The organism is Burkholderia sp. BCC1972, assembly GCF_905339605.1.
GTDB lineage: Bacteria > Pseudomonadota > Gammaproteobacteria > Burkholderiales > Burkholderiaceae > Burkholderia.
Genome location: NZ_CAJPGH010000038.1, coordinates 1 through 22530 on the forward strand (window position 1 = coordinate 1; position 22530 = coordinate 22530).

Genomic DNA, 22530 nt, shown 5'->3' on the forward strand with positions numbered 1-22530 from the left:
CGGAGATACCTTCGTTCTCCTCCTTGCATTCCTTCGTTGCAGGGTCCGCTTCACAAAGCCTGATGTCATAGGGCATTTCCGTGCCGAAGAGTTGGGCTGCCGCCTGGCGCGTGTCGACCAGGCCGCCGTCGATGATCAACGATGGCTGGTCGACGAAATGCGCGGTCGTGCCGCATGCTGCCAGTGCGGACAACAGCACGACCGACGACATGCAACGCATGATTGGCAAGCGTGACTGCATTGACGTGCGTGAGCTTTGCTGCGCCTCCGGAAGGCGATCCAGGTTTCGCTGATCAACAAACATAGGAAGCCCTCCAGCAATTCATGGATATGTGAGCGACGACAGGTGAGCGTTGATCACACATTCCAGCCCTATCGCCGTCAAGGTCGGTGAACGCGTGCGGCGAAGGGTCGCGCAAGGTAAGAGGAGATCGCCCTCGTCAACGTGACAGTACCCTCATACTCCCTGTGCCCAGCAGCCGTGAAAGCTCAGTGGCAGCGTGTGCGTGAGCCAAACCTTTGCAACGGGGCCATCGTCGATACGGTCTGACCGAAACACCGCGAGGCAATTCTGCTGAACCCGGCTGTCAAGAACCTCGACGAGAAGCCAACCCTCATCCTCCAGCGAGTCGGCCCTGTCCTGCCTGGCGGCAAAAATGGGTTCCGCGCAGTACTGTCCGGCTTCAAACGAAAACTGCCGGCGCCTGCCACTCAACATATCCATGCGCACGATTGCATTCCAGAAGCCAGTACCGTCAGTGCCCAGGCCGAAATAGCCGTACCGGTTCTTCCGCAATGCATGCGCCGGATTGATGGTGGGAAATTCATGGTTGCCCGTATCAAGCGTTTCCATACGCGCTCGCTGCTGCTGCGGCGCAATGACGAAGCGCCGAATCGCGCCCGGCGCGCCTACCAGCCCCTGCTGATCGGTCATGACTGCGCGCCAGCTCGCCTGTGGACCCAAAAAGGTGTTGGGATTGTCATATGCGACGCAGTCGGCCACGATTTCGCTTCCCCGCTCGTAAGCATTGACGCCATGCCACATCCATACCGGTTCGGTCTCGACTTGTATGGGGTCCGCGCTGCTGCCCCGGCTTACGACGAGCAGCAGCCCACCAGCGTCGAGTCGCCACTGAATGCATCCCAGCAAGCTGGTCCCGCCTGCTTGCCAGCTTGCCACGTCCATGAAAGCCGGCTGCAGATACAAGACGATGTAATGCTCAGTCACGAAGAAGTCGTGTACATACACGTAGCGTGGCGCTTGCAGCACCCGGTGCCAGCTCAATTTGCCTGTCCGGTCGAATTCAGTCAGATGAATCTGCAAGGTCGGCCCATACTGCGTTCCAAAATGGATCCATGCGCCACTGACAGGATCCTCCTTGGGATGCGCGGAATACACGGTCAGTCCGCTCGGCAGCCCCAACAGCGATACCCCGCGCGTTGACAGCGATTGTGGCTCGAGTTGATAGGGCTGCAATGATTCGTCGAACGCAAAGAGCTGGCCGTTACGCCACCGCACCGAGATGCCGGCCTGGCCGCCGTGAAAGTCGGGATGTGCGTTACGAGCCGGTCCGCCCGGAAGTTGGGAGGCCCAGGTGGAGTAGAGATAGTGTCCGGCGTTCGATTCGTCGAGATATTTGCTGGTGCGGACAAAACGATTCTGAAACGTCACGCCTCCCGAAGCGATCCGGTAGCAGCGAATCATTCCGTCGCCGTCCAGGATGTGTTGCTTGCGCCAACCTGCTCGCTCGAACAGACCCGGTCCGTTGCGAAACAGCGTGCCTATCAGGTTCCGTGGCATCTGCCCCTCGACGCGTGCGGCGTAGTTCAACTCCTGATTCATCGAGGTTGCCAGAGCAAACCAGGGGAGCAGTGACGCCGATCCGGCGGTCTGAGCGAGGCCACGCGCGCCGGTGAACGCGCCGAGCGTGCCCCATGCGCCCAGCTTCAAGAGATCCCTTCTTTTCATGTCGTACCTCCCGTAAGTGATGACCGCGCGAAGCGAAACCTTTCGCAGACACCATAGGAGCCCAGCGCAACAGATCCCAGACTGGCTGGCGCGAGCGCGGGATTCGGCGCACAAACGCTGCCATTGCGGCGGCGAACGCGCGGCGGAAATCGGCGGGGAGGGCAACGGCCGAAGCCTGTTTCGTTGGCACGCTGCCCTTCCGTGTTTGAAGCCGAAATCCGGCGCTGGACCTGACAGGCATGCAAACCGTCGAGGTTTGGAGCAAACTTGTCCGGCAACGCACGAGGCCGCTTCGGATCCGGACACTCATGGACGCACAGCTCAATCCCGCAACGCTATTCGGACAGCTCATTGGCTACGGCGTCAGCTCAGTGCTGGCGGTTCTCCTGGCAGCGCTCGCGTGGTGGTCTCCCGGCGAAGGCCGACGCGCGCGGGTGCTCAATGCCGCCTGCGGAGCCGTATGGAGCATGGGCGGCCTGACGCGATTCAGCCTGCTCGCGGCCGGTGTTTCTTCGCAGGCGATCGCTGTGACGTGGATCGACAGCCTGTCCTTTTTTGCCCTGGCTGCCTGGCCGATCTGTCTGTTGCTGTTCTGGAACATCGACCCTGCGACTCCATGGCGCAAGCAGGCTGGAGACTGGCTCCTGCGTGGCGCGCTCGCGCTGGCCGTACTCCAGATGATCGGCCTCGCGGTTGCCCCTCGCGTGCGTCCCCAATGGCTCGATGCGCTGCATTGGATGACGGGATATAGTGCGCTCGCGATTCTGTTCAGCGCGCTCGTCCTGCTTCGTCCGCGTATTGTGCGGGGTGCGCAGCGGATCGGGCTTACGCTGATCCTGCTGGGTCCGTCGCTGAGTATGGCCGCGCACTGGGTGAGAACGTACGCCTTATTGCCTGCGCGTTGGGATCCACTGCTCGATGTATTGGCAAAGCAGAGCATCGTCCTGACGATGCTCGGCGGGCTGCTGTATCTCGGTCAATTCCGGGCTGCCGACCGTTTTGCCAAACTCGGCCTGCGCGTCCTGTTCGCTTGCACGCTGAGCCTGACGCTCGCAGGGCTCGCCGTGTGGTTATTGAGCGAAGGGTCCGCGCTGCGCAGCGCGTCCGATGCTGCGGGCGCCGCGCTCTTCTGCGCGGTGGCTGCTGCCGTGCTGCTGCTATCAGGCCGGATCGCAAACGCGGGCGAGCAGATTGTCGATCGGCACATCTTCGGCCGCGACGATCCCCAGGCGGCACTCGCTGAATTGCAAGAGCGCCTCGCCTTGCAGGAGACACGGGCAACTGTTTTTCACTGTGCCGAGCGCTTTCTGCTCGACGTCCTGAACATCGAAGTGCGCGTGGCGTGCCGCACGGCCGAAGCGGTGTCGTCACATGATCCTGTCACGGTGCCCATAGGCGATGTCGAACCCCTGGAACTCTTGCTACCCGATAGCATGCGTGGTCGCACGCTGCTGAGCGGGGAACTGGACATCCTTCGGCAAGCCGCAACGATGGCCGGGAGACGGCTCGAAGCGCTCGACCGGGAACGGGAGCGCCTTGAGAGCGCGCAGCGCGAGGCGAACCTGTTGCACCAGGTGGTCGAGGCCGAACTGAGAACGCTGCGCGCGCAGATCAATCCGCATTTCCTGTTCAATTCACTCAATACGATCGCCGCAATGGTCCATCAGGAGCCAGACATTGCAGAAAAGATGACACTACGTCTCGCCAGGATTTTTCGTCACGTGCTGCACCAGAGCACGCGATCATTCGTCCCGCTGCGCGAGGAGGCCGCGTTCCTGAGGGCCTATCTGGAGATCGAACAGATCCGCTTCGGGCAGCGGCTGCGCGTTGACTTCCGCATCGCCGACCCGATAGCCGACTGGCCGATTCCTTCGCTGATCCTGCAGCCCCTCGTCGAAAATGCGATCAGGCACGGCTTTGCGCCGAAGCCCGGCGAGTGCCAACTGGTGGTCAGCGCGGCGCGCGTAGGCGACGACCTCATACTGAGTGTCGAAGACAACGGAATCGGTACGCGTGTCGCTGACGCAGACGATGCGTCGAACAAAGGGATAGGGATGCGCAACGTGCGCGACCGGCTGAAAGCAGCCTACGGAGATCGCGCACGTTTTTCTTTCGATAGCGAGCCACGGCGAGGCAGCCGTGCAACCGTCACGATTCCGCTGCAAACGGAGGAGGCATGAGCGTCGAGTTGCGCACCCTGCTGATCGACGACGAACAGGCATCGCGGCTCCGTTTGCGTCGGCTGCTGGCACGCCGTCCTGATGTCGAGATCATCGGCGAGGCGCGCGACGGGCTCGAGGCGACCGAACTCATTGAGCGCCTGCGCCCCGACCTGATATTCCTCGACGTGCAGATGCCCGGGCTGGACGGATTCGACGTGCTACGTGCCATCGCGCCGACCGTGCCTCTTCCGCTGGTGATCTTCGTCACCGGCTACGATGAATACGCGCTGAGTGCTTTCCAGGCACGGGCGCTGGCGTATCTGCTCAAGCCGGTCGAGGAGGAGGTTCTCAATGCGATGGTCGAGCGTGCATACGGCATTCACAGCTATCAGGAGCAGCTTGCCGAGCACGACGAAAAGGTGCGGGGCATGTTGAACGAAGTACCGGCAGTGGTCCGGCACATCGTTGCGCGCAAGGCAGAGCGGTTGCTTCTTCTGGAGCCGACAGACATCTGCTTCTTCTGGATGGATGCGGGTATCCTGCGGGTCAAGACACAAGCCGAACAGTACTGGGTCAACTACGCGATCGGTGACCTCGAGCGCTCCTTGTCCGAAAGCGGTTTTTTCCGGACGCATCGCAGCACGCTCGTGAATCTGCACAAGGTTTCGGAAATTCACGCCACTGCGCGCAGCGCCTTCCAACTCGTCATGAAGGACGACCAGCAAAGCAGAATCGATGTCAGTGAGCGACAGGCGCGTGCCCTCAGGTCGCGGATTCATGGACTTTGATTCCTTCGAATCGGGCACGACGCTCATGCTCCATCATCACGCGCCTCGCCGAAATCAGACGATGTTCGCAGTGTCCGCGATAAACGAAGTCGAACGCCTGCGCGACCTCGAAATCCGATTAGATATGCGCTAGGGCCGCTTACCACGGAGGCCGAGAAAGGGAAGCAGAAGGGCTTTGCAAATCTATGGATCGGCCTTTTCGGTGCTGTGCGCAACCCGTTGGCCCATGCGCCCAAGACGAACTGGCCTATGTCTGAGCAGGATGCACTCGATATTCTGACGCTTGTGTCATTGATTCATCGCAAGTTGGATCGAGCACGGAAAACAGCCATTCCGTCATCGTAATGAGGAAACCCTATCCGTGAACCTTCCCTACATTGAATTGCCTCCACGGCGAGAGCCGCTCTTATTGCCTTGGCCAGTGCAAGGAAATCCGGGCGGCCTCATTCAATTCGACCACCCTGAGCAATGGCGCACCTTCATTACCGGCCTCGACATGGACGCCCGCATACCAGATGTTGTGCGGTTGAAATACGCCCGTGCGCAGAAGCTCTATTTGCTTGGTTGGATAGACGCCGACTTAATAAAGGCCGGTGAGCTGGTCGCCCTGACCACCTTGGAACTCGCGCTAATGGACCGCTATGGGGTCAAATTCAAAGCGCGCGAGCGAACATTTGCCGCAGTGCTCAAGCATCTGGTGGAAGTTGACGGTCTGACTGACGCGCAAATACCGATTGTTGCTCGCTGTGGTGGTAGCGCTATCGGTCAATTAATCGGCACGACGAAACCGACCTTGGCGCAACGACGAAATGCGATGGCTCATGGTGATCCGTTCGACGGTCTCCCTGTCGGCGGCCTCCTGGAATTGGTGCGCGATTTGATCTCTTTCGCGTATCGCAGCTTCATCGCGGAATGCCGTTGGTAGTGACTGGCCAACAACTCGCTGATGAACGCCCCGGCGCGGTACGGTGGTAGGCGTCGTCCCGACTCTGTCGGGACCACCTTGTTTTGGCGTAAGCTTGTCGAACGCGATGCAATCACAAGTTGCTTTGTCGAATTGGATCATTGCTCGGGCCAGTCTTCCGGTACAAGCGCCGGTGGCTTGGTCCACGGCTGCTCCACCAAAGCGTCCTGGAACCACTGCTCGCGAAGGTTCGCGTGCTCGGTGACAATCAATTGGAATCCTGGCGCGTCTTCCTGTGTGAACTTGAGCAGCAACTCGAACAACCGCCGAACCGCCTTGAGATCCGCATCGGCTTCTTCTGTCTTCTGGACTGAGCCATCGGCTTCCTTGTAGACCTGCTCCGAAGGGAAATAGACTTGGGTCGGCTGATCGATCAATAGAAATCGTGGAACCGGGCGGTTGTTCTTGACCGCAAACAAGTGCAGGGCGAGCAATGCCGAGAGATGGTAGGCCAGATGGTTTTCGCCACCACCAGTTCGGCTCATGGGAACCGGACGTTCGGGGCGATCGAAGACGATCGTGATATTGGCCAGGTCGAATCGCGCCGGATAGGCCCTGAACTCGGCCTCGAACTTCTGAATATACTGCGATACTTGCGTCGAAATGATGTTCAGGATCGAATTGAGCCGGTCGTTGCTGTCGTCAGCACCAACGCGCTTTTCCAGATCTTCGACCTTCAACTTGAGGCGGCGATGCTCCGCTTCAAGCCTGGCAAGTTCTTCATTCGGAGCGAGGTTCTCTAGGAACAAGCTGATGCGACCGACGACACGTGCAGCCGCGTTGTTGCGAGTACCCATCTGGGCAATCACTTCATTGGCTGCTATTGCTGCGGAAAGCTCGGCTTCCTTATCTTTGATGGCGCCAGCGACCTCTTGAGCTTTGTCATTTAGACCGGACAGGTAGGCATCCAGTTTGGGGCGCTGACCTGTGGCGATGCGCAGCTCGGCGTCAAGCGATTGCAGTTCGTTGAGCAGGACTGTGGCGACAGGGGATTCCAACGCCAGGTTTGGCTCGCTGAATGGCCACTGCCACTCGCCGGTATCGGGGTTCTTTGGTAGCGCCTTGATTGAAGCAAGCCGATCCAACTGTTCAGTGGCCTCGCTTTCGTAGCCGCCGGCACGTTTCGAGAATTGGCGAGCGGCGTCGATTCTGGCTTGTGCTTCCCGACGATCCTTTCGCAAGGCGCCCAGTTCTTCTTCGAGACGAGAAATCCTGCTCCCGTCGTCTTCGGGAATCTTTTCGGGTTTCCAGCCGAGTGCGGATCGCAGGACTTCGATGATCTCGTTCGCGGTGGTGTCGGGGTTCGTACCGCCGATTACACCAACGGCTTTGGCTTCGGAGTAGAGACCAATCGCCTTCTCATGAGACGTGTCGATGGCATCCCGTGCCTGTTCCAATAATTTTGCGTTGAGCCGGAGATCCCGCTGTGCGATGCGCAGCTTGGATTCGAGTTCGTACCGATCATGGGAGGAGACCCCAAGCAGAATCGGTAGCGTGTCACGGATCGCCTGCGGCTGAAACTGCTCGTTCTGGCGATAGAGGAGCTGGTCCTTGTTTGCAACCAGCCCTTGCTTCTGGAACAGGTAATAAAATGTGTGCTTGACGTTGGCGTCGTAACTGTCTCTGCTGTGTTCCAGAGCTACATCGGTGCGGTTCTCGGGAATTCCGAGCAAGCGTGAGAGCAAAGTAACGACGGCATCGTCGTCTGAGTTGACCGCCAGCTCTCCGAACGAGGGGGCCTGCAACTCGGAACCCCGACGCAACATCGCGGTGCTGCAACTCGCTCCACCTTCGGGGGGCGTGGGTTTGGCAATTAGTACCTGCTCGCGCTCGAACTGGTAGATGACGGCGAACCACGACACCTTGTCGCGAATAATGCCCTCTGGGACATTGAACGAGGACCGCCCCATACAGTATTCGACGATCTCAGACAGCGCAGACTTGCCAGTGGACGAACGCCCGGTGATGACGTTGAGGCCGTCCACCCGGAATTGCAGATCTCGGCGTTGCCCGTCGTGGCTGTAGATGTGGATGGACTTGATCTTCATGGGCGAATTCCGAAAGTCGTATATACGGTCACTCGGTCGGCGATGCGTGCGAACTCCTTCCCGACGATGCGGGCCACGCGCTGGCAGGATTTCGTTTCGTTGGTTCCCGTTACTGTTTTCCGAACCTTGTCGGGGACAGTCTGGAGCCGTCCGTCAGGCGCGATGGAGATGCAGCCTCTCTCCATCAACAAGCCGAAGCCCTCGAACGCATAGGGCAGCATGGCGGTGACCCTGTCGGCGAAGCCTACCTGCACCTGGGGATTCTTTTCGATGCTCTTCAAGAGGTAGCTTCGAGGATTGATTGCTTCGCGCGAATCCTTGTGCAGGCACAGTGGCAGGACGAGTAAGGAGAGCGAGAAGGGCAAACCTCGGGCGTCTTCTTCCTCATAACCCTGCATGGCACGGAACAGGATGAGGCCGCAGAACGCTGGATTGAACAAGTTCCGTACCTCGAAAGGGCGCTGGTCCCAGCGTTTCACTTGGCGACCTCCAGCAACTGACCAATGCGGTCGAGGAATCGGGGATGCCAGTAGACCCGGGGTTCAGGGGCAGCATCGGCAAGGATGTGGAAGGAGCCACGGGTGACATAGGGTTCGGTCACGCGTGCCCGGATACGCAACGATTCATAGTTTCCGGTCTGTTGGTCCGCCCACGTGTAAAGCTCTCTGCCTGCCCGCAGCAGCACGTCTTCGGCGCTGTTCTCGTCAAGTTCCTCAAACACAACGTCCTTGTAACGGCTCCACTCGTCGACGAGGCGGTCTTCATAGTCCTCGATTTCTCCGGAAACCAGGAGGTTTTCGCGCGCCCACTCCGATCGCTGTTCAAATGCCCTGTAGTAATCGAGGATCGCATTGCGGATACGGTTGGAGGAAATCCCGATCTCCCGGAGCTGCACCACGAAGGTCCGAGGGTCGCTATCGGTGTCAATCTCGCCGGCCGGCGTCTTCCCGCGGAATGTGATGGGCAGGTTGTCCAGCTTGTATTCCTCGGATAGCGCGGAGAGCTTGTCCGATACCTCGTAGCCGAAAATTCCTTCGTCGCTGCCGCCAGTCAACTGCTTAATAACGGCGTCGTTCCACCATCCTTCCAGCCGCTCAAACACAGCATTCCGGTGCTCACGTCGGATGCTCCGCATGTGCATGTCTTTGATGGTCTCCGGAATGTCCTCGATGCGTGGGCTGCCGTCGAGAATCAGAATGCGGGCCAGGAAGTCCTCTTTCTCGCTGGGGGTAAGTTCATTGAACGCCGTCGCAATCTCCCCAATGAGATCCGACTTCGATCTGCCGAGCGCGTCTTCTGCCTGTTCGGTCAACGTCGTCGCTTCGTCGTCTGTGCTGAGCTGGGCGGGCAAGAATCTCTTTAGGAACGAAGAGTCCGAAACCGTGCCAGTTGTAAATAGAAAAAAGCGTAGGTTCGACGCGCTTCGGCCGTCACGCTTATATCGCGCCAACCAGATGCGGACGGATTTCCAGAAGTCGGTCGACAGGTCCGTCAGACGGTCGCCGGCGGCCTTGTGCTTTAACGATGCGAGGGATTTGCTGCCGTCGCTGTCCACGAAATCCAGGTCGTCGTCCTTCTCTAGAAAGACGGCCGTATCTTCTGGTAGCTGCAATAACTGGAGCAGAGCAAGGCGTGCTTGGTAGATGTACCCCAGTCCCTGTTCGCCCGCTGAGAACTTGTCTGTGGTTGCCACGGCGATACCCAAGTCCTTTTGCAATGTTGTAATGAGGCAGGGCTCCCGAGTGGCCTAGCGCGGAGAAGGCGCGACTGCCGACACGCCCTGTTGATTTGTGATTCTTCCCCCGCAGCTATGCCAGTTAATCCAACTCGTGCCAGCCTTTCCGTACAGATGGTAGCAAATCCAGATGGCGTAGCTACCTCGATCGACTACTTCGCCTCTAGTGCCTCTGAAAACAGCACTCGGTCGATACCCCAGTAGTCGAGCAAACAGAAGAGCATGCTACGAAGCTCAATGCTTGCCTCGCCATGAAAGGTAAACTCCCTCAACATAGCCATCTGCTCGAACTCTTTGGCAACGGCAAACAGAGTTCTAGCTACCTCGTTCTTTGAGAAAAACTCGCCCAAGATAGCAGTGTTCAACTGAGCCAACTGCTTTTCGACGCTTAGCCTTACTTGTCGGGAGATCGCAGGGCCGTCACTTGCATGTTCTTCGACCAGCCCCATGGCGACATTTAAGACCTTCTTTAGACCTGTGCTGCCTCTGGCGCCATAAGTGAAGCCATCTTTGATGAGTACGCTGCGCTCGGACTGTTCGTGGAAGGAGAGTTCCTTCATGCAGTAATCGATCGCGATAGCAATAAATGAGCACACCAAGTACAGACAACGCAGTGCCGTCTCGCGCTGGTTGCCTTTGACGATGGACTGCTCGGCGAAGAACTTACCTTGTCCAAGCCATTCGTTGCAGCTATCAAAGGAGAGTGATTTTGCAAGCAGGCTCTTTGAAAGAGCTATCCGTCCGCGCCAGTCGCCGTCCAGCTTGCTCAACGAATATTCGTTGATCTTAGCGAAGAACTCCTCGTCCGAGAGCCGCGTTCCGTTGGGATCATCCGACTTCGCAAGTTTGGCTAGAAAGGCCCCATCCAGAACGAGTATGCCGAGTTCACGCCCGAAGTCTTTGACTTCCTGCCGCTTCTCCGTTGTGGCGACAATCGCATTTGTGGCCTTGGTAGCGATGCGAAGGCCCTGTACCCAAAAGATTCGTTCTATGGCCTGCGGCGTCTTCTTGTTTTTTGCGTCCACCAAAGTGACTTCACGTGATACTGACGATGTGCGGCTGTACAGCCATAGGTCAATATCGGTCACGTCAAAGCTTTCGTACACAAACGGTACACCGCGGACAACGTAGTAGCCGGCCCTCAGGAAGTAGCTGCGCAGCAGCTCCTCCATCATGGGCCCCTTGGACAAACTGTTTTGGCTCTTGCTCACAGTCCACCCCCGGTTCGGAGGATGGACAACATGTCGTTCGTCGCCTTAGGGCTCATCTTGGTTTGTGTCCTCCGAACCTTCTCACGGTTGTGCTCGGGGCCATTGAAGGTGGTGACGGCGGCGGTCGGTAGTGCGTTGAGGGAGTGCTCGCTAATATCGCCTTGGCGAATCGCTTGAAGGGCGAGCTCGCCAACCTCCGTTTTCAACAGGCGAAGCATGGGGCCGGTGCGCCCACTCTTGGTTCCGCGCTTCACTTCGACCACGCCCTTTAGTTCAAGCACTTTATAGTCTTCCGCAATTGCGCGCACGGGCCCCACGCTCTCACCGCGCACGAGTGCACTCAACAGAGCGTCTACCATTTGAATTTGTCCGCGCGCGTAACTGCTCTTGGTCATCCCGTAGGTCACGGAACTGACGAAGGCTTTGGCGAGGTCGAAGGCATCATCGACCATCGAGTTGCTGTATTTGGAGAACGCAGACGGCAACGTGAGGAAACCGACATCTTCAGTAGAGTTGCTAACCACACTGATGTCAAACAGGCCGATGGCGGTTACTTTCTGAAAGAGCGCATCGCCAAGGAACTGTTTTGCATAATCTACGCTGACGCATGCTCGCTTACGCAGCATTTCGGTAAGTTCACTGAGCTTTGTCTGTTCCGCTGGCTTGAGCGAATCGAGAACGGCTCTGATCTTCTGGGTGGTGTCGCGTCGGAACAGATTGCCGTTGAATAGCAACGTATCGCTGTCGCTAAGTTTCTCGGTATCGACAAAGCCGATCTGTTCTGCATCTGACAGCAATTGGCTAAGGTTGCCCGATGCGAGCTTGTAGGCGTCCGCCAGATCCTGAGCCACTTCCTTGGCGAGCACGGGGGCAACGGAGGCCCGCTCCGCGAGTTCGATCGAAGCGAATTCGTTCGCACCAGGCGAGAGTGCATCGAAAATATCAGAGGTGCGCTCCAATGCGGTGGCGGTTGTAATGCCCAGCACAGCAACACCGCTGGAGGATTTGTCAACAAGTTTCTGTTGCTGCAATACCTCAACGAGCTTCGGCAGTTCAAACGTCGTGTTGATGTTGGCAGCTTGGGCCAATACGGTCAGTCTGTCGTTGTTGACTGTGATCTGCTTATTAGCGGAGATCGCTGACAGCAGTATCCCGGCTTTTCCTGCCAGATAGGTCTTCTCGTAGCCGACCTGATTGGTAACTCCTTGAAGCTTGTTGGTATGGTGGATCAACCACGATCCTTTGGTCTTCTTGTCCATTTTCCCCGTTCCATCCATCAGCGTTTTGTTTCGAGTAACCCTCGATTCCCAATCTGCCACCGAGGTCGTGTGCATCCACTAGGCGTCGTGCGTGTGGGGAATGTTCATCTGGCAAACAGCTAAAAGCTACAGAAATCGCCAGATTCCCCTTACGTAAATTGTGCCACGAAATGTCCGGATCTTTGCGGCTCGACTTGGCGTCTCCCGGCTGCGCCGGGCCGCGCTATCGTGCTTCGCATCGAGCCTCGCTGTGCGAGTCTCGCCCCCTCCGGGCTTCCATCGCTGACGCCTCCGGCCCGGCTCTTCAATCCGGACCTGCGCGCTTCGCTTGCGTGGGGTCTGCGCCCACTGCGGCCGGTTACCTGTCCAGCCGTCTTCCCTGACTTCATCCCCTTGTCCGCGACTGTAGCCCGCGGCCATGCGCCGTCAAGGCGCACCGGGCCGTGTCCTCGGCTGCGCCTGCGGGCCGCACCAACCCGGCGCTTTCCTCCTTGACGGCACCCGTCCGCGTGCTCCTGACCGTCGCGGGCGATGAACTCAGGAAAGACGGTGGCAACGAGGCCGGCCCAGGTCTCTGCGCCGCCCCCACCGGAAGTCCAAGGCGGGCTCCGAATCTAGGAATCCGGTGGGGTTTTCAACAGCCAACCCGTGTCAGGAGAAAGATCATGCAACTCGCTTCCCGTTTCGCTTCGCGCTCCCCGGTGCTGCGTTCGGAATATCCCTTGTCGGATGACCAAATCCGCACCGTGGCCCCGTCCATCTTCGCGGACGCCCCGCACGAAAGCCGCTCGCAACGGTACAGCTACATTCCTACGGCAACCGTGCTGCAGGAACTGCGCGGCGAAGGCTTCGAGCCTTTCATGGTGTGCCAGACCCGCGTGCGGGCCGACGACCGCCGCGACTACACCAAGCACATGATCCGGCTACGCCATGCCAGCCAGATCAACGGCCGCGAGGCCAACGAAATCATCCTGCTGAATTCGCACGACGGCACGAGCAGCTATCAGATGCTCGCCGGCATGTTCCGCTTCGTGTGCCAGAACGGCCTCGTTTGCGGGGACACCGTGGCGGACGTGCGCGTACCCCACAAGGGCGACGTGGCCGCGCAGGTCATCGAAGGCGCTTACGAAGTCTTGCACGGCTTCGAGCGGGCGCAGGAATCCCGCGATGCGATGCAGGCGATCACGTTGGACGCCGGGGAATCGGAAGTGTTCGCCCGCGCGGCGCTCGCGTTGAAGTACGACGAGGACAAGCCCGCGCCCGTCACGGAATCGCAAATCCTGATGCCGCGTCGTTACGACGATAGCCGCCGCGACTTGTGGAGCGTGTTCAACCGCACGCAGGAAAACCTTATCAAAGGCGGTCTGTCCGCTCGCGCCGCGAACGGTCGCCGCCAGACCACGCGCCCGGTGCAGGGCATCGACAACGGCATCCGCCTGAATCGCGCCTTGTGGCTGCTGGCCGATGGCCTGCGCCAGTTGAAAGCCTGAATCCCCACGTGGCAGGGGCAGGCAGCAGCCCTTGCCGCTTCTCTCGCTGCTGCATCCCAACCGCTAGGAGTTATCACCATGAACGCCGTTACCCAAGCCGAAGCCATCGCCCTCGAAACCGCCACCGCGCTGGAAGTGGCCGACCCGACCAAGAACCTCATTTTGGTTCCGCTCTCGCAGTTGTTGCCGCGCCGCTCCAAGCGCAACGCGCGCACGACCCCGCGCCTGTCCATCCCCGAACTGGCCGCGAGCATTTCCCGCGTCGGCCTGCTGCAAAACCTGATCGTCATTCTTGCCGCCGATGGCGAGCAATACGAAGTCGTCGCGGGCGACCGTCGCCTGACTGCCTTGAAGCTGCTGGCGAAGAAAAAGCGCATCGCCGCTGACCATGAGGTGCCGTGCCTGCTGGTGCCCGATGCGTCAGCCCGTACCGTCAGCCTTGCCGAAAACCTGCTGCGCGAGCAGATGCACCCCGCCGACCAGTTCGAGGCATTCGCCGCGTTGGTCAAGGAAGGCCGACCCGTCGAAGATATTGCCGCCGACTTCGGCGTGTCTCCGTTGACGGTTCAGCGTCGCTTGAAACTCGCCAACGTGTCGCCGCGCCTGATGGCCGACTACCGTGCCGGGGCCGTGACGTTGGAACAGTTGATGGCCCTCACCATCACCGATGATCACGCCGCGCAGGAAGCCGCCTACTACAGTGCGCCGGAATGGCAGCGCGGTGCATCGGCACTGCGCGAGCGCCTGACCGAGCGCGAAATCGATGCGACGCATCCGCTGGTGCGCTTCGTCAGGCTGGACACCTACACGAAGGCGGGCGGTGGCCTTCGCCGCGATCTGTTCGCGGACGACGATAGCGGCACCTACCTGACCGATGCAGCGCTGCTGGAAACGCTGGTGCGCGGCAAGCTGGACGCGCTGGCCGAGGACGTGCGCGGAGAGGGTTGGGCGTGGGTGGAAGCCGTACCGCACATGAGTCATGCCGACCGGCAGACGTTCCAGAATGCACCGCGCCAGCGCCGCGAGCCGACCGTCCGCGAAGCGCGCCGCATCGCTTCGCTGCAAGGCCGTCTCGATAAGATCGACACGACGCTGGAAGAAGCCTACGACGCCGAGGACGAGGGCAAGGTAGCCACACTGGAAGAACGGCGCGAGCAGGTGGCTGGCGAACTGCAAGCCATCGAGGACGCCTTGCAGGACTACGTCCCGGACGTGCGCGCGGTCGCCGGTGCCATCGTCACGCTCGACCGCGAAGGCGAGGCCATCACTCATCGCGGCCTGTTGCGCGAGGCCGAGGCCAAGGCGCTGCGCACGTTGCACCGGCTGCGGCAGGGTTTCGCGGAGGGCGGAAGCCCGAACGAGGACGAAGGCGGCGCCGACGCCGAAGCACCCAAGACCGCGAATGTCTCCGACCGGCTGGCGCAGCGGTTGAGCGCCCACCGCACAGCGGCGCTGCAAATCGAAGTCGCACAGCATCCGCACGTCGCACTGGCCGCGCTGGTGCATGGCATGGTGCAGTACGTGTTGCAGCCCCGCAACTATGGCGGTGACGGCCTGCCGCTCGGCGTGCGCGTGAACGTGCAAGACCGGCTGGAAAACATGGCCCCGGACTGGCCGGATTCGCCTGCTGCCGTGGCCTTGCACACGTTGCGGGAAGTCGCGGGCGAAGCGTTGCCGCAGGACAGCGCCGAACTGTTCGCCGTGTTGCTGGCGAAGGCGCAAGACGAGCTGGTGCGGCTGCTGGCCGTGTGCGTTGCGTCCACGGTGGACGTCGTGACGCCGCGCGCCTCGCAGCGCCAGCCCGGTGCGGAACTGGCGCAGGCCGTGGGGTTGGACATGGCCGCATGGTGGAAGCCGACCGCCGAGGGCTATTTCCAACACGTATCCAAGGCGGCGATTCTGGAAGCCGTCAGCCAGTACGCCCCGGAGCACGTTACCCGCCTGTCGAAGCTCAAGAAGGGCGACATTGTCAGCGAAGCCGAGCGGTTGGCCGAGGGCACCGGCTGGATGCCCGCCGTGTTCCAGACCGAGCACCACACGGAGCCGGAAGGCGTACCGGGTGCGGCCAGTGATACGGACGCGCTGGAGGAAGCGGCCGACGAGGTCCAAGTGCACGCGCTGGCCGCGTGACGGTGCAGTATGGCCTTGGCGCGGTTTGCGCCGGGGCTTTCCTCGAACCGGGCGCTGCAGGTCTGCTACGCCCGGTTTCCACGTCCACAACAAAATCGCCCCGTCGCCGCCTTTGGCCAGGCGGCGACGGGGCGAGCGCGCAACGGCTTTTGCGCGCTACACGGCAATCGGTGCCCGCTGGCGCGGGCAAGGTTTCAACGACGCCCCGCGACGAGGGCTAGGCGTGCGGGGCTACGCCCCGCCTTGCTGTGGCAGGTTGTGCGAAAGCGTGCCGTCCTCGACGCTGACGATTCACCGCCTGTTCGTCACGATGGATGGTTCACCGACACGCCGCCCGGCCTCGCTATGAAGCTTCCACGCCACGCCTCACGCTCCTTGCCGCAAGCTGCGGCAAGGGGCGTTCTCGCCTGTCGTTGGGGTGTTGGCCTTGCCCGCGTCAGGGTGCAAACCGGCGAAGCCGTCAAGCGGAGATGCCGAGTCGGCCATGTCTCCTTTCGGGGTAGGCGGCCCGTGCGTCCTTGGCTTGTCGTGAATCCTGGCGGGGGTGCGGCAACGCCTTGGGCTTCATGGCCGCAACCTTCCAGCGAAAACAATTTCCCCTGCGCTGCGCGCATTCCTCGCGGGACAAATTCTTTTCGCTTCCAGGTTCTCCACGTTGTTGCGACCGCTGCGCGGTGCGACCCGCCCATCCCCCGCCGGCCGGATCACAACAAGGACGCACTGGCGCGACCTTGGTTCACCGAAAGGAGAAAACATCATGGCTAACATCGGCAACTTCACCGCAGAGAAAGACGGCTTCACCGGCACGTTCCGCACCCTGATGCTCAACGTCAAGGTCAAGCTGGTTCCCAACGACAAGGGCGACAGCGAGAACGCCCCCGACTTCCGCGTGCAGGCGGCGGGCCACGACATCGGCGCGGCGTGGAAGAAAGTCAGCAAGGCCGAACGGCCCTACGTGTCCGTGACCCTGGACGATCCTTCGTTCCCGGCAACGGTTTATGCCCGCCTGATCGAGAACGAGGACGGCACGCACGACCTGATCTGGTCGCGCAGCAAGCCACAGCAGGCGGACTAACCGCCGCCCACCGCGCCCCGCTCATTGCGGCGGGGCGCCGTGCTGCTGACGCAGCACGTCACGCACGCGCCTACGGCGCGTCGCGTTCCTTCAACACCGCCTCAAGCTCCTGGCGCACCTGCGCCAAGAGCTGATCGGCCTTGCGCGTGCTGTCGCCGGCGTAGGCCAGCGTCAGCAGCGTGAGTGGATGCACTTCCATGACCTCGCACAGCTCAGTCAGCTTGTGCATGGTCGGGCTTTTCTGATCGCGCTCCAGCGAACTCAAATAGGTACGGCTGGACACGTCGGAGAACGCTTCCTGGCTCAAGCCGCGCGCCTTCCTGATTGTCCGTATCGCCGTTGCCAATGAGTGCTTCGCCGCCACCGATGGTTTCCCTTAGAAAACCAAGATGACAGCCGATTGCGCTCTATAGGGCTACAATCTATAGTGTTCATTTTGTGATGTTGATTTCCGCATTCGTGTCTTTACTGAAATCCGCATCGGCGGATTTCGACAGAATCAGGGAACCGTATTCGTGCCTTTCCCGACATCCACAATTCCGCTTTTGCGCTTCCGTGCTTGTATGGATTCGAGGGCTTGCGCCTTCGTGCTTTCGGACGAAAGCACGCATCCGCTTCGACGCTTCCGCGTCTTGGCGGCAAAGCGACTTCGTGCATCGTCGGTTTCGTGGAATTGCCGCCCATGAATCTGCCGCTCGTCACCGCTGAACAACGCGCGCAATTGCTCGCCGTCGGTGCTGCACGCTCAGCCGGTCAAGGCATAGACCCGCTGCCGGCGGTACGCCTGTTCACGCCGGACGCGCATGCGACCTGGCTGCTGGCTGCGCTCGATCCGGCTGATGGCGATACGGCGTGGGGGCTGATTGACCTCGGCATCGGGATGCCGGTGCTCGGCACGGTCAAGCTGTCCGACTTGGCCGGCATCGTCGGGCCGCAACAGCAGCCCGTCCTGCGCGACCTGTATTTCCGTGCGTTGCGGCCGCTATCGGAGTACGTCGCACTGGGACAGCGCGATGGCTCCATCCCCGACTGACCGGGCGTATTGTGTCTTTCTCGGTCTAGTGCCAGACAGCTACAGTCTGAATCAGCACTCTAGCGCCAAGCAGGTGCGAGCCTGACGGAAAGAGGCATGGTGCGCGGCGCGACTTGCGGCAGGGTGTCCAGTGCTGCGCGCCATTTCCGGGTTGCGCAGCCGTCGCGCTCGGACGAGCCCTGTAAGGCCTCGGAGCTAATCGGTCTTGACACCAGTCGTTATGGCTTGAGTTTGCGCCTTTCTGATGGCGCTTTGATGTTGCCGATGCCGTGACGCCCGTGTTCAAGACCCGTAGCGACGTTCCTGTTGAACAGGAGGTCGCGTCATGGGTGATCGAAGCGCTGATGCGTGGTATCCCACCGCTGCGTATCTGTACGTGCTGCATCTGGATGGCCCCGCGCTCGCGTGGGAGTACCTGCGCCGCCATCCTGACTACTGGCGCGACTGGCTGCGTCGTCGTCGCGAGCCGGAAGCGGCACACGCCTGGGGCTTGCGCCTGCTGGAAGACCCGGCACTGGATGCGCGCGACGCGCATCCAGACTGGTTTCCTGATCCTGCTCGCATGCTTCAGCTTTACCCGGATGCAGATCCGCCGCCGGTAGCCGATGCCTTCGCGTTCTGGCGCATCCCCGGCCACAAGCACCTGATCCACGACGGCAAGCGCCTCGTGCTGACCGCGCACTGGCCTGGCTGCTGCGTCCGGTTCGCACTCGCGCCGGGTCTGGCCGATGGCATGGCGTACCTATACGCCGTTCGAGCGTGCGCCGCGCCTTGCGCGAGTTACCGCACGATCACGGCCGAGCTGGACAAGCTGGAGACGGTGGTCGCGGCCGTGCCAGCGGCAGCGGCCCGCTCGCGGCCCACGCCCGCCGCACTGCTGGAACTGCACACCTTGCAGACGCTCGACGCGGCCCTCGCGGGTGCGTCCTTGCGCGAGACAGCCGAAGGGCTGTTCGGCACCGAAGCCGTGGCCGCCGGCTGGTACGCGGACGGTGGCCTGCGCTCGCGCATGCGCCGTCTGGTGCGGCGCGGCCAATCGCTGATGCGCGGCGGCTACCGCCGCCTTGCACAGATCGACTGACCTGCACAGGGTCGCCTTGCCTTCACTGCAAAGCGACCCTCTGCGTAACGCATCGCTTTTTTGAGACTACCTCCATCCGGCTGCGCTGGTGCCGCCGGCGCTTCTGACCGATGGAGGTTCATCCGATGCGTCCCGCTCCCTTGCGGCCTGCTGCCGCACCCGTCGCCACGACACCGCAACCCCAACGCTACCTCACCAACGACGAAGCCGCCGAATACCTGCGGCTGTCGCCCCGTACGCTCGAAAAGCAGCGCGTGATCGGCAATGGTCCGAACTTTCGCAAGTTCGGCCGCCGCGTTATGTACGCTGTGGCCGACCTCGATACGTGGGCCGACCAGCGCCGCTACGAAACCACGTCCGACCCTGAGTATGCCGAGCATCACTCGGCCGACAGCCGTGTGCGCTGATCGGCAACTCGTCGGTGGCTATCGCCATGTCCAGCCCCTCGCGGGAGCGGGAACAGCTCGACCTGTTCCGTGCGTTGCCGGGCGATGGTATGGCGCCACGCGACAGCCAGGACTTGATGGCCTTTCCATTCTTCTCGCTGGCCAAGTCGAGGCGCACCGCGCCGATCGATTTCCGCGCCGGCGGCGTCACTGTGTGCGTGGAGGGCACGCAGGAACATGGAATCGCCACGATCTGGGATGCGGACATCCTGATCTGGGCGGCCAGCCAGATCGTGGAAGCGCGCGACGCGGGCCTGCGGCCGTCACGCCTGATGCGTGCGACTCCCTACGAGATCCTGCGCTTCATCGGGCGTGGTGTGTCGCTGCGCGACTACCAGCGCCTCAAGGCCGCGCTCGACCGGCTGCAATCGACCACCGTGGCGACGTCCATCCGCGAGACGACCGGGCGGCGCCTGCATCGCTTCTCATGGATCAACGAGTGGAAGGAGCTGGCCGACGCCCGCGGCACAACTCTGGGCATCGAGCTGATCCTGCCGGACTGGTTTTATGCCGGCGTGCTCGATGCCGCGCTGGTGCTGACCATCGACCCGGCTTACTTCAAGCTCACTGGTGGCATCGAGCGGTGGCTGTACCGCCTGGTGCGCAAGCACGGCGGCAAACAGCCCCGCGGCTGGCAATTCGACTTTCGGCACCTGCATCGCAAGTCCGGCAGCACGGCAAAGCCCTACGACTTCGCCTGCGACCTGCGCGCCCTGGTCGCGCGGCAATCGCTGCCGGGCTACATCCTCGGCATCGAGCGTATGCCGGACGATGGGAGCGAGTTGCTGACCTTTCGGCCAGTGCCGTTCACGGCACGGGGATAACTCCGGGACAGCCTGTGAATGGGCTCGTGCTATCAGGCGTGCCAGGTATCGTGCTATCGGGCGTGGCTCTATCGTGCTATCAGGCGTGCGAAATTGCTGGAAAGCCAGTAGCGGCGCGGGTTTCCGGTCGCTCTAACTTACCTAACTTAAAAACTCTAACTTTTAGTAAGAGCGCGCCATTTCGGTGGACAACCGCGAAACGGCACGTCGCGCAGCCACAGAAGCCTGGCTCTCCTACACGGAGGGCTGCGCCATGATTGTTGCACTCCTGAACCAGAAAGGCGGTGTCGGCAAGACCACGCTTGCCACGCACATCGCCGGCGAACTGGCGATGCGCGGCCTGCACGTCGTCCTGCTCGATGCAGACCCACAAGGCTCGGCACTGGACTGGACGCAGCGGCGCGCTCAGCAAGGCTTGCCGCGTTTGTTCAGCGCCGTCGGCCTCGCCCGCGAGACGCTGCATCAGGAAGCACCGGAGCTGGCCCGTCGCGCCGATCACGTTGTGATCGACGGGCCGCCGCGCATCGCAGCGCTGGCGCGCTCCGCGCTGCTGGCCGCAGAGCGCGTGCTGATCCCGGTTCAGCCCAGTCCCTACGACTTGTGGGCCAGCGCGGAGATGGTGGCGCTGATCCACGAAGCGCAGGTGTTTCGGCCAGCGCTGCGCGCGGCCTTCGTCATCAACCGGCGCGTCAGCACGACGGTGATCGGACGCGAGGCGCGCAGCACGCTCGCCGAGCAGCCGCTGCCGGCACTGCGCTCGGAGGTGCGTCAGCGCATCGTGTTCGCCGACAGCGTGACCGCTGGCCGGCTCGCACGCGAGACGGCGCCCGACAGCGCCGCCGCGCGCGAGATCGCGGCGCTCACCGATGAACTGCTGCGGTGGCCGACATGAGCCAGCGCAACGGCAAACGCATTGTCATCGGTGCACGTCCGCCGGCAAACCCCCATGCCGAGGCATGGGTTCGCCAAGGCGATGCCGATGGTCTCCAGAAAGGCGACCTCTATACCGCGCGCCTCACCCTCGACATCACGCCTGCCATGCGGGCGCGCATCAAGGTGTCGGCGTTCACGCAAGGCGCGACCGTCGCTGAATTGCTGCGTGGACTGCTGGAGCGCGAGTTCCCGGAGAAGACCCCATGAACGCATCCACTCTGGCAGACACGGCTGCGCCATCGCTCGCAGTGCTTGTCGTCCAAGCTGCCGCTACGCCGCTGACGCGCGTATCGCTGGCCTACATCGAGCAGCGCATCGACCTCTATCTGCGCTTCGGCGAACCGGCGCGCATCGTGCGGCTTGACCGCTGCCGTCGCGTCGCGATGTTCCTGCCGGGCGCGTTGTTCTGCCGCATCCGCTGGCACGCCAACGACTACGGCACTATCCGCTGGCAGCTCATGGTGATGCAGGCGTGCACGCCGCTCGACGCGGCGCAGCGCATCCCCGGCGTGCTGCCGGGCGCGCGTCTGCTGCTGCACGCCGAGGGTGAACCTACCGTGCGCGCCGTGCTCGCGCAGTTCGACGCCATCGAAACGCTTGGCATCGGGCTCGCCGACGTGTCGCCCGCGTATTGGCGCACGCTGGGCAACCGGCTCGCCGCGCGCCTGCCGCTGCCTGAATACACCGCTGAGCGTCACGCTGCCTGGCTGGTCGTGAGGACATTGTCATGACGATCGTTTCCACCTCCGGCACGGCAGCGCATCCTTGCTCGCGCCTGCGCGCTCGCCTCGTGCTGGCGGGCCTGTCCGCCTGCGGCTTCGCTGCGCTGGCCGGGGCATCCTTCGTGTCGCCGCTGCCGCGCCTGACCTACAACCCGTCCGACAGCGTGGCGGTCGGCTGGTATCGAGTCGATCCGCTCGACCGCCAGACCAGCTCGCTGCAACGTCCGTTGTCCGTGGACAGCATCGTGCTCGTTCCGTTGCCGGCCCAGGCCGCCTCGCTGGCTGCGCAACGCGGCTACCTGCCCGTGCGCGTGCCGCTGCTCAAGCGCGTGGGCGCAGTCACGCCGCAAGAGGTGTGCATCTCCAAGGGCATCGTCCGCATCGACGGCGTACCGGTGGCCGCCGCGCTACCCGCCGATCGTATGGGCCGGCCGCTGGCATTCTGGCAGCAGTGCCGGCGCCTCGAACCGGGCGAGCTGTTCCTGATGAGCGTGTCCAATCCGGCGTCGTTCGACAGCCGCTACTTCGGCCCGGTACGTGCATCCGACGTGCTCGGCGTCGCGCATCCGGTCTGGCTGGAGTCACGCCGATGATGGCCGCCGCTTCGCTGCGCTTCATCGTGCCAACCGGCATGTCGCTTTGCTGGCCGTCGCGGTGTCG

23 protein-coding genes are annotated in these 22530 nt (G+C 61.7%); 15 read left to right on the top strand and 8 right to left on the bottom strand.

The genetic code is table 11. From position 1 onward, the window contains the following. Positions 1–304 (bottom strand): hypothetical protein (locus U5798_RS33940; protein WP_322084551.1); only part of this gene is annotated, 304 nt, incomplete at its 3' end. Positions 305–457: 153 nt separating this feature from the next. Then, positions 458–1969, bottom strand: a complete 1512-nt coding sequence (locus U5798_RS33945; RefSeq protein ID WP_322084552.1) for a carotenoid oxygenase family protein — start codon at positions 1967–1969, stop codon at positions 458–460. Positions 1970–2277: 308 nt separating this feature from the next. Between U5798_RS33945 and U5798_RS33950 the strand changes: the two genes are divergently transcribed. From U5798_RS33950 to U5798_RS33965, 4 genes are all read left to right on the top strand, one after another. Further along, entirely contained in the window at positions 2278–4149 is a 1872-nt protein-coding gene (locus tag U5798_RS33950; protein ID WP_322084553.1) for a histidine kinase, read from the top strand. Next, positions 4146–4919 (top strand): LytTR family DNA-binding domain-containing protein, encoded by a 774-nt coding sequence (locus U5798_RS33955; RefSeq protein ID WP_322084554.1) that lies wholly within the window; start codon positions 4146–4148, stop codon positions 4917–4919. Before U5798_RS33950 ends, U5798_RS33955 begins: the two co-directional genes overlap by 4 nt. Positions 4920–5036: 117 nt before the next feature. After that, entirely contained in the window at positions 5037–5264 is a 228-nt protein-coding gene (locus tag U5798_RS33960) for a TIGR02391 family protein (RefSeq protein ID WP_322084606.1), read from the top strand. 16 nt (positions 5265–5280) lie between these two features. After that, a complete protein-coding gene (locus U5798_RS33965; protein WP_322084555.1) occupies positions 5281–5844 on the top strand; it encodes a hypothetical protein in 564 nt (187 codons plus the stop codon). Between the two features lie 137 nt (positions 5845–5981). Here U5798_RS33965 and U5798_RS33970 read toward each other — a convergent pair whose 3' ends face one another. The 5 genes from U5798_RS33970 to U5798_RS33990 form a co-directional block, all read right to left on the bottom strand. Beyond that, positions 5982–7931: a DUF3732 domain-containing protein gene (locus U5798_RS33970; RefSeq protein ID WP_322084556.1), complete on the bottom strand. Its 1950-nt coding sequence runs from the start codon at positions 7929–7931 to the stop codon at positions 5982–5984. Continuing rightward, the gene (locus U5798_RS33975) at positions 7928–8410 is read right to left on the bottom strand and encodes a three component ABC system middle component (RefSeq protein ID WP_322084557.1); all 483 of its coding nucleotides are present in this window, start codon (positions 8408–8410) and stop codon (positions 7928–7930) included. Before U5798_RS33975 ends, U5798_RS33970 begins: the two co-directional genes overlap by 4 nt. Next, entirely contained in the window at positions 8407–9636 is a 1230-nt protein-coding gene (locus tag U5798_RS33980; protein WP_322084558.1) for an ABC-three component system protein, read from the bottom strand. The genes U5798_RS33975 and U5798_RS33980 overlap by 4 nt, the downstream gene beginning before the upstream one ends. 182 nt (positions 9637–9818) lie before the next feature. Then, on the bottom strand, positions 9819–10841 hold the full coding sequence (locus U5798_RS33985; RefSeq protein ID WP_322084559.1) for a hypothetical protein: 1023 nt from the start codon (positions 10839–10841) through the stop codon (positions 9819–9821). A 32-nt stretch (positions 10842–10873) separates the two neighbouring features. Beyond that, on the bottom strand, positions 10874–12136 hold the full coding sequence (locus U5798_RS33990) for a hypothetical protein (RefSeq protein WP_322084560.1): 1263 nt from the start codon (positions 12134–12136) through the stop codon (positions 10874–10876). A gap of 665 nt (positions 12137–12801) precedes the next feature. On the opposite strand from U5798_RS33990, the gene U5798_RS33995 reads away from it, so the two are divergent. The 3 genes from U5798_RS33995 to U5798_RS34005 all read left to right on the top strand — a co-directional run bounded on the left by U5798_RS33995 (position 12802) and on the right by U5798_RS34005 (position 16831). After that, the gene (locus U5798_RS33995) at positions 12802–13626 is read left to right on the top strand and encodes a DUF932 domain-containing protein (protein WP_322084561.1); all 825 of its coding nucleotides are present in this window, start codon (positions 12802–12804) and stop codon (positions 13624–13626) included. 78 nt (positions 13627–13704) lie between these two features. After that, positions 13705–15756, top strand: a complete 2052-nt coding sequence (locus U5798_RS34000; RefSeq protein WP_322084562.1) for a ParB/RepB/Spo0J family partition protein — start codon at positions 13705–13707, stop codon at positions 15754–15756. A 757-nt stretch (positions 15757–16513) separates the two neighbouring features. Beyond that, entirely contained in the window at positions 16514–16831 is a 318-nt protein-coding gene (locus tag U5798_RS34005; protein WP_322084563.1) for a DUF736 domain-containing protein, read from the top strand. A gap of 70 nt (positions 16832–16901) precedes the next feature. On the opposite strand, the gene U5798_RS34010 is transcribed toward U5798_RS34005, so the two are convergent. Beyond that, on the bottom strand, positions 16902–17195 hold the full coding sequence (locus U5798_RS34010) for a helix-turn-helix transcriptional regulator (RefSeq protein WP_322084564.1): 294 nt from the start codon (positions 17193–17195) through the stop codon (positions 16902–16904). Positions 17196–17513: 318 nt separating this feature from the next. On the opposite strand from U5798_RS34010, the gene U5798_RS34015 reads away from it, so the two are divergent. The 8 genes from U5798_RS34015 (at position 17514) to U5798_RS34050 (ending at position 22463) form a co-directional block, all read left to right on the top strand. Then, a complete protein-coding gene (locus U5798_RS34015; RefSeq protein ID WP_322084565.1) occupies positions 17514–17864 on the top strand; it encodes a DUF2958 domain-containing protein in 351 nt (116 codons plus the stop codon). 325 nt (positions 17865–18189) lie between these two features. Next, complete coding sequence (locus U5798_RS34020; RefSeq protein ID WP_322084566.1) at positions 18190–18945, top strand: DUF2285 domain-containing protein; 756 nt, start codon at positions 18190–18192, stop codon at positions 18943–18945. Between the two features lie 125 nt (positions 18946–19070). Then, positions 19071–19352, top strand: a complete 282-nt coding sequence (locus U5798_RS34025) for a helix-turn-helix domain-containing protein (protein ID WP_322084567.1) — start codon at positions 19071–19073, stop codon at positions 19350–19352. 26 nt (positions 19353–19378) lie between these two features. Next, the gene (locus U5798_RS34030; protein ID WP_322084568.1) at positions 19379–20215 is read left to right on the top strand and encodes a replication initiator protein A; all 837 of its coding nucleotides are present in this window, start codon (positions 19379–19381) and stop codon (positions 20213–20215) included. A 253-nt stretch (positions 20216–20468) separates the two neighbouring features. Beyond that, on the top strand, positions 20469–21107 hold the full coding sequence (gene parA, locus U5798_RS34035) for a ParA family partition ATPase (RefSeq protein ID WP_322084569.1): 639 nt from the start codon (positions 20469–20471) through the stop codon (positions 21105–21107). Next, positions 21104–21355: a chromosome partitioning protein ParB gene (locus U5798_RS34040; protein WP_322084570.1), complete on the top strand. Its 252-nt coding sequence runs from the start codon at positions 21104–21106 to the stop codon at positions 21353–21355. The genes parA and U5798_RS34040 overlap by 4 nt, the downstream gene beginning before the upstream one ends. Beyond that, entirely contained in the window at positions 21352–21879 is a 528-nt protein-coding gene (locus U5798_RS34045; RefSeq protein WP_322084571.1) for a DUF2840 domain-containing protein, read from the top strand. The genes U5798_RS34040 and U5798_RS34045 overlap by 4 nt, the downstream gene beginning before the upstream one ends. Further along, on the top strand, positions 21876–22463 hold the full coding sequence (locus tag U5798_RS34050) for a S26 family signal peptidase (RefSeq protein WP_322084572.1): 588 nt from the start codon (positions 21876–21878) through the stop codon (positions 22461–22463). The genes U5798_RS34045 and U5798_RS34050 overlap by 4 nt, the downstream gene beginning before the upstream one ends. The last annotated feature ends 67 nt before the right edge of the window (positions 22464–22530 follow it).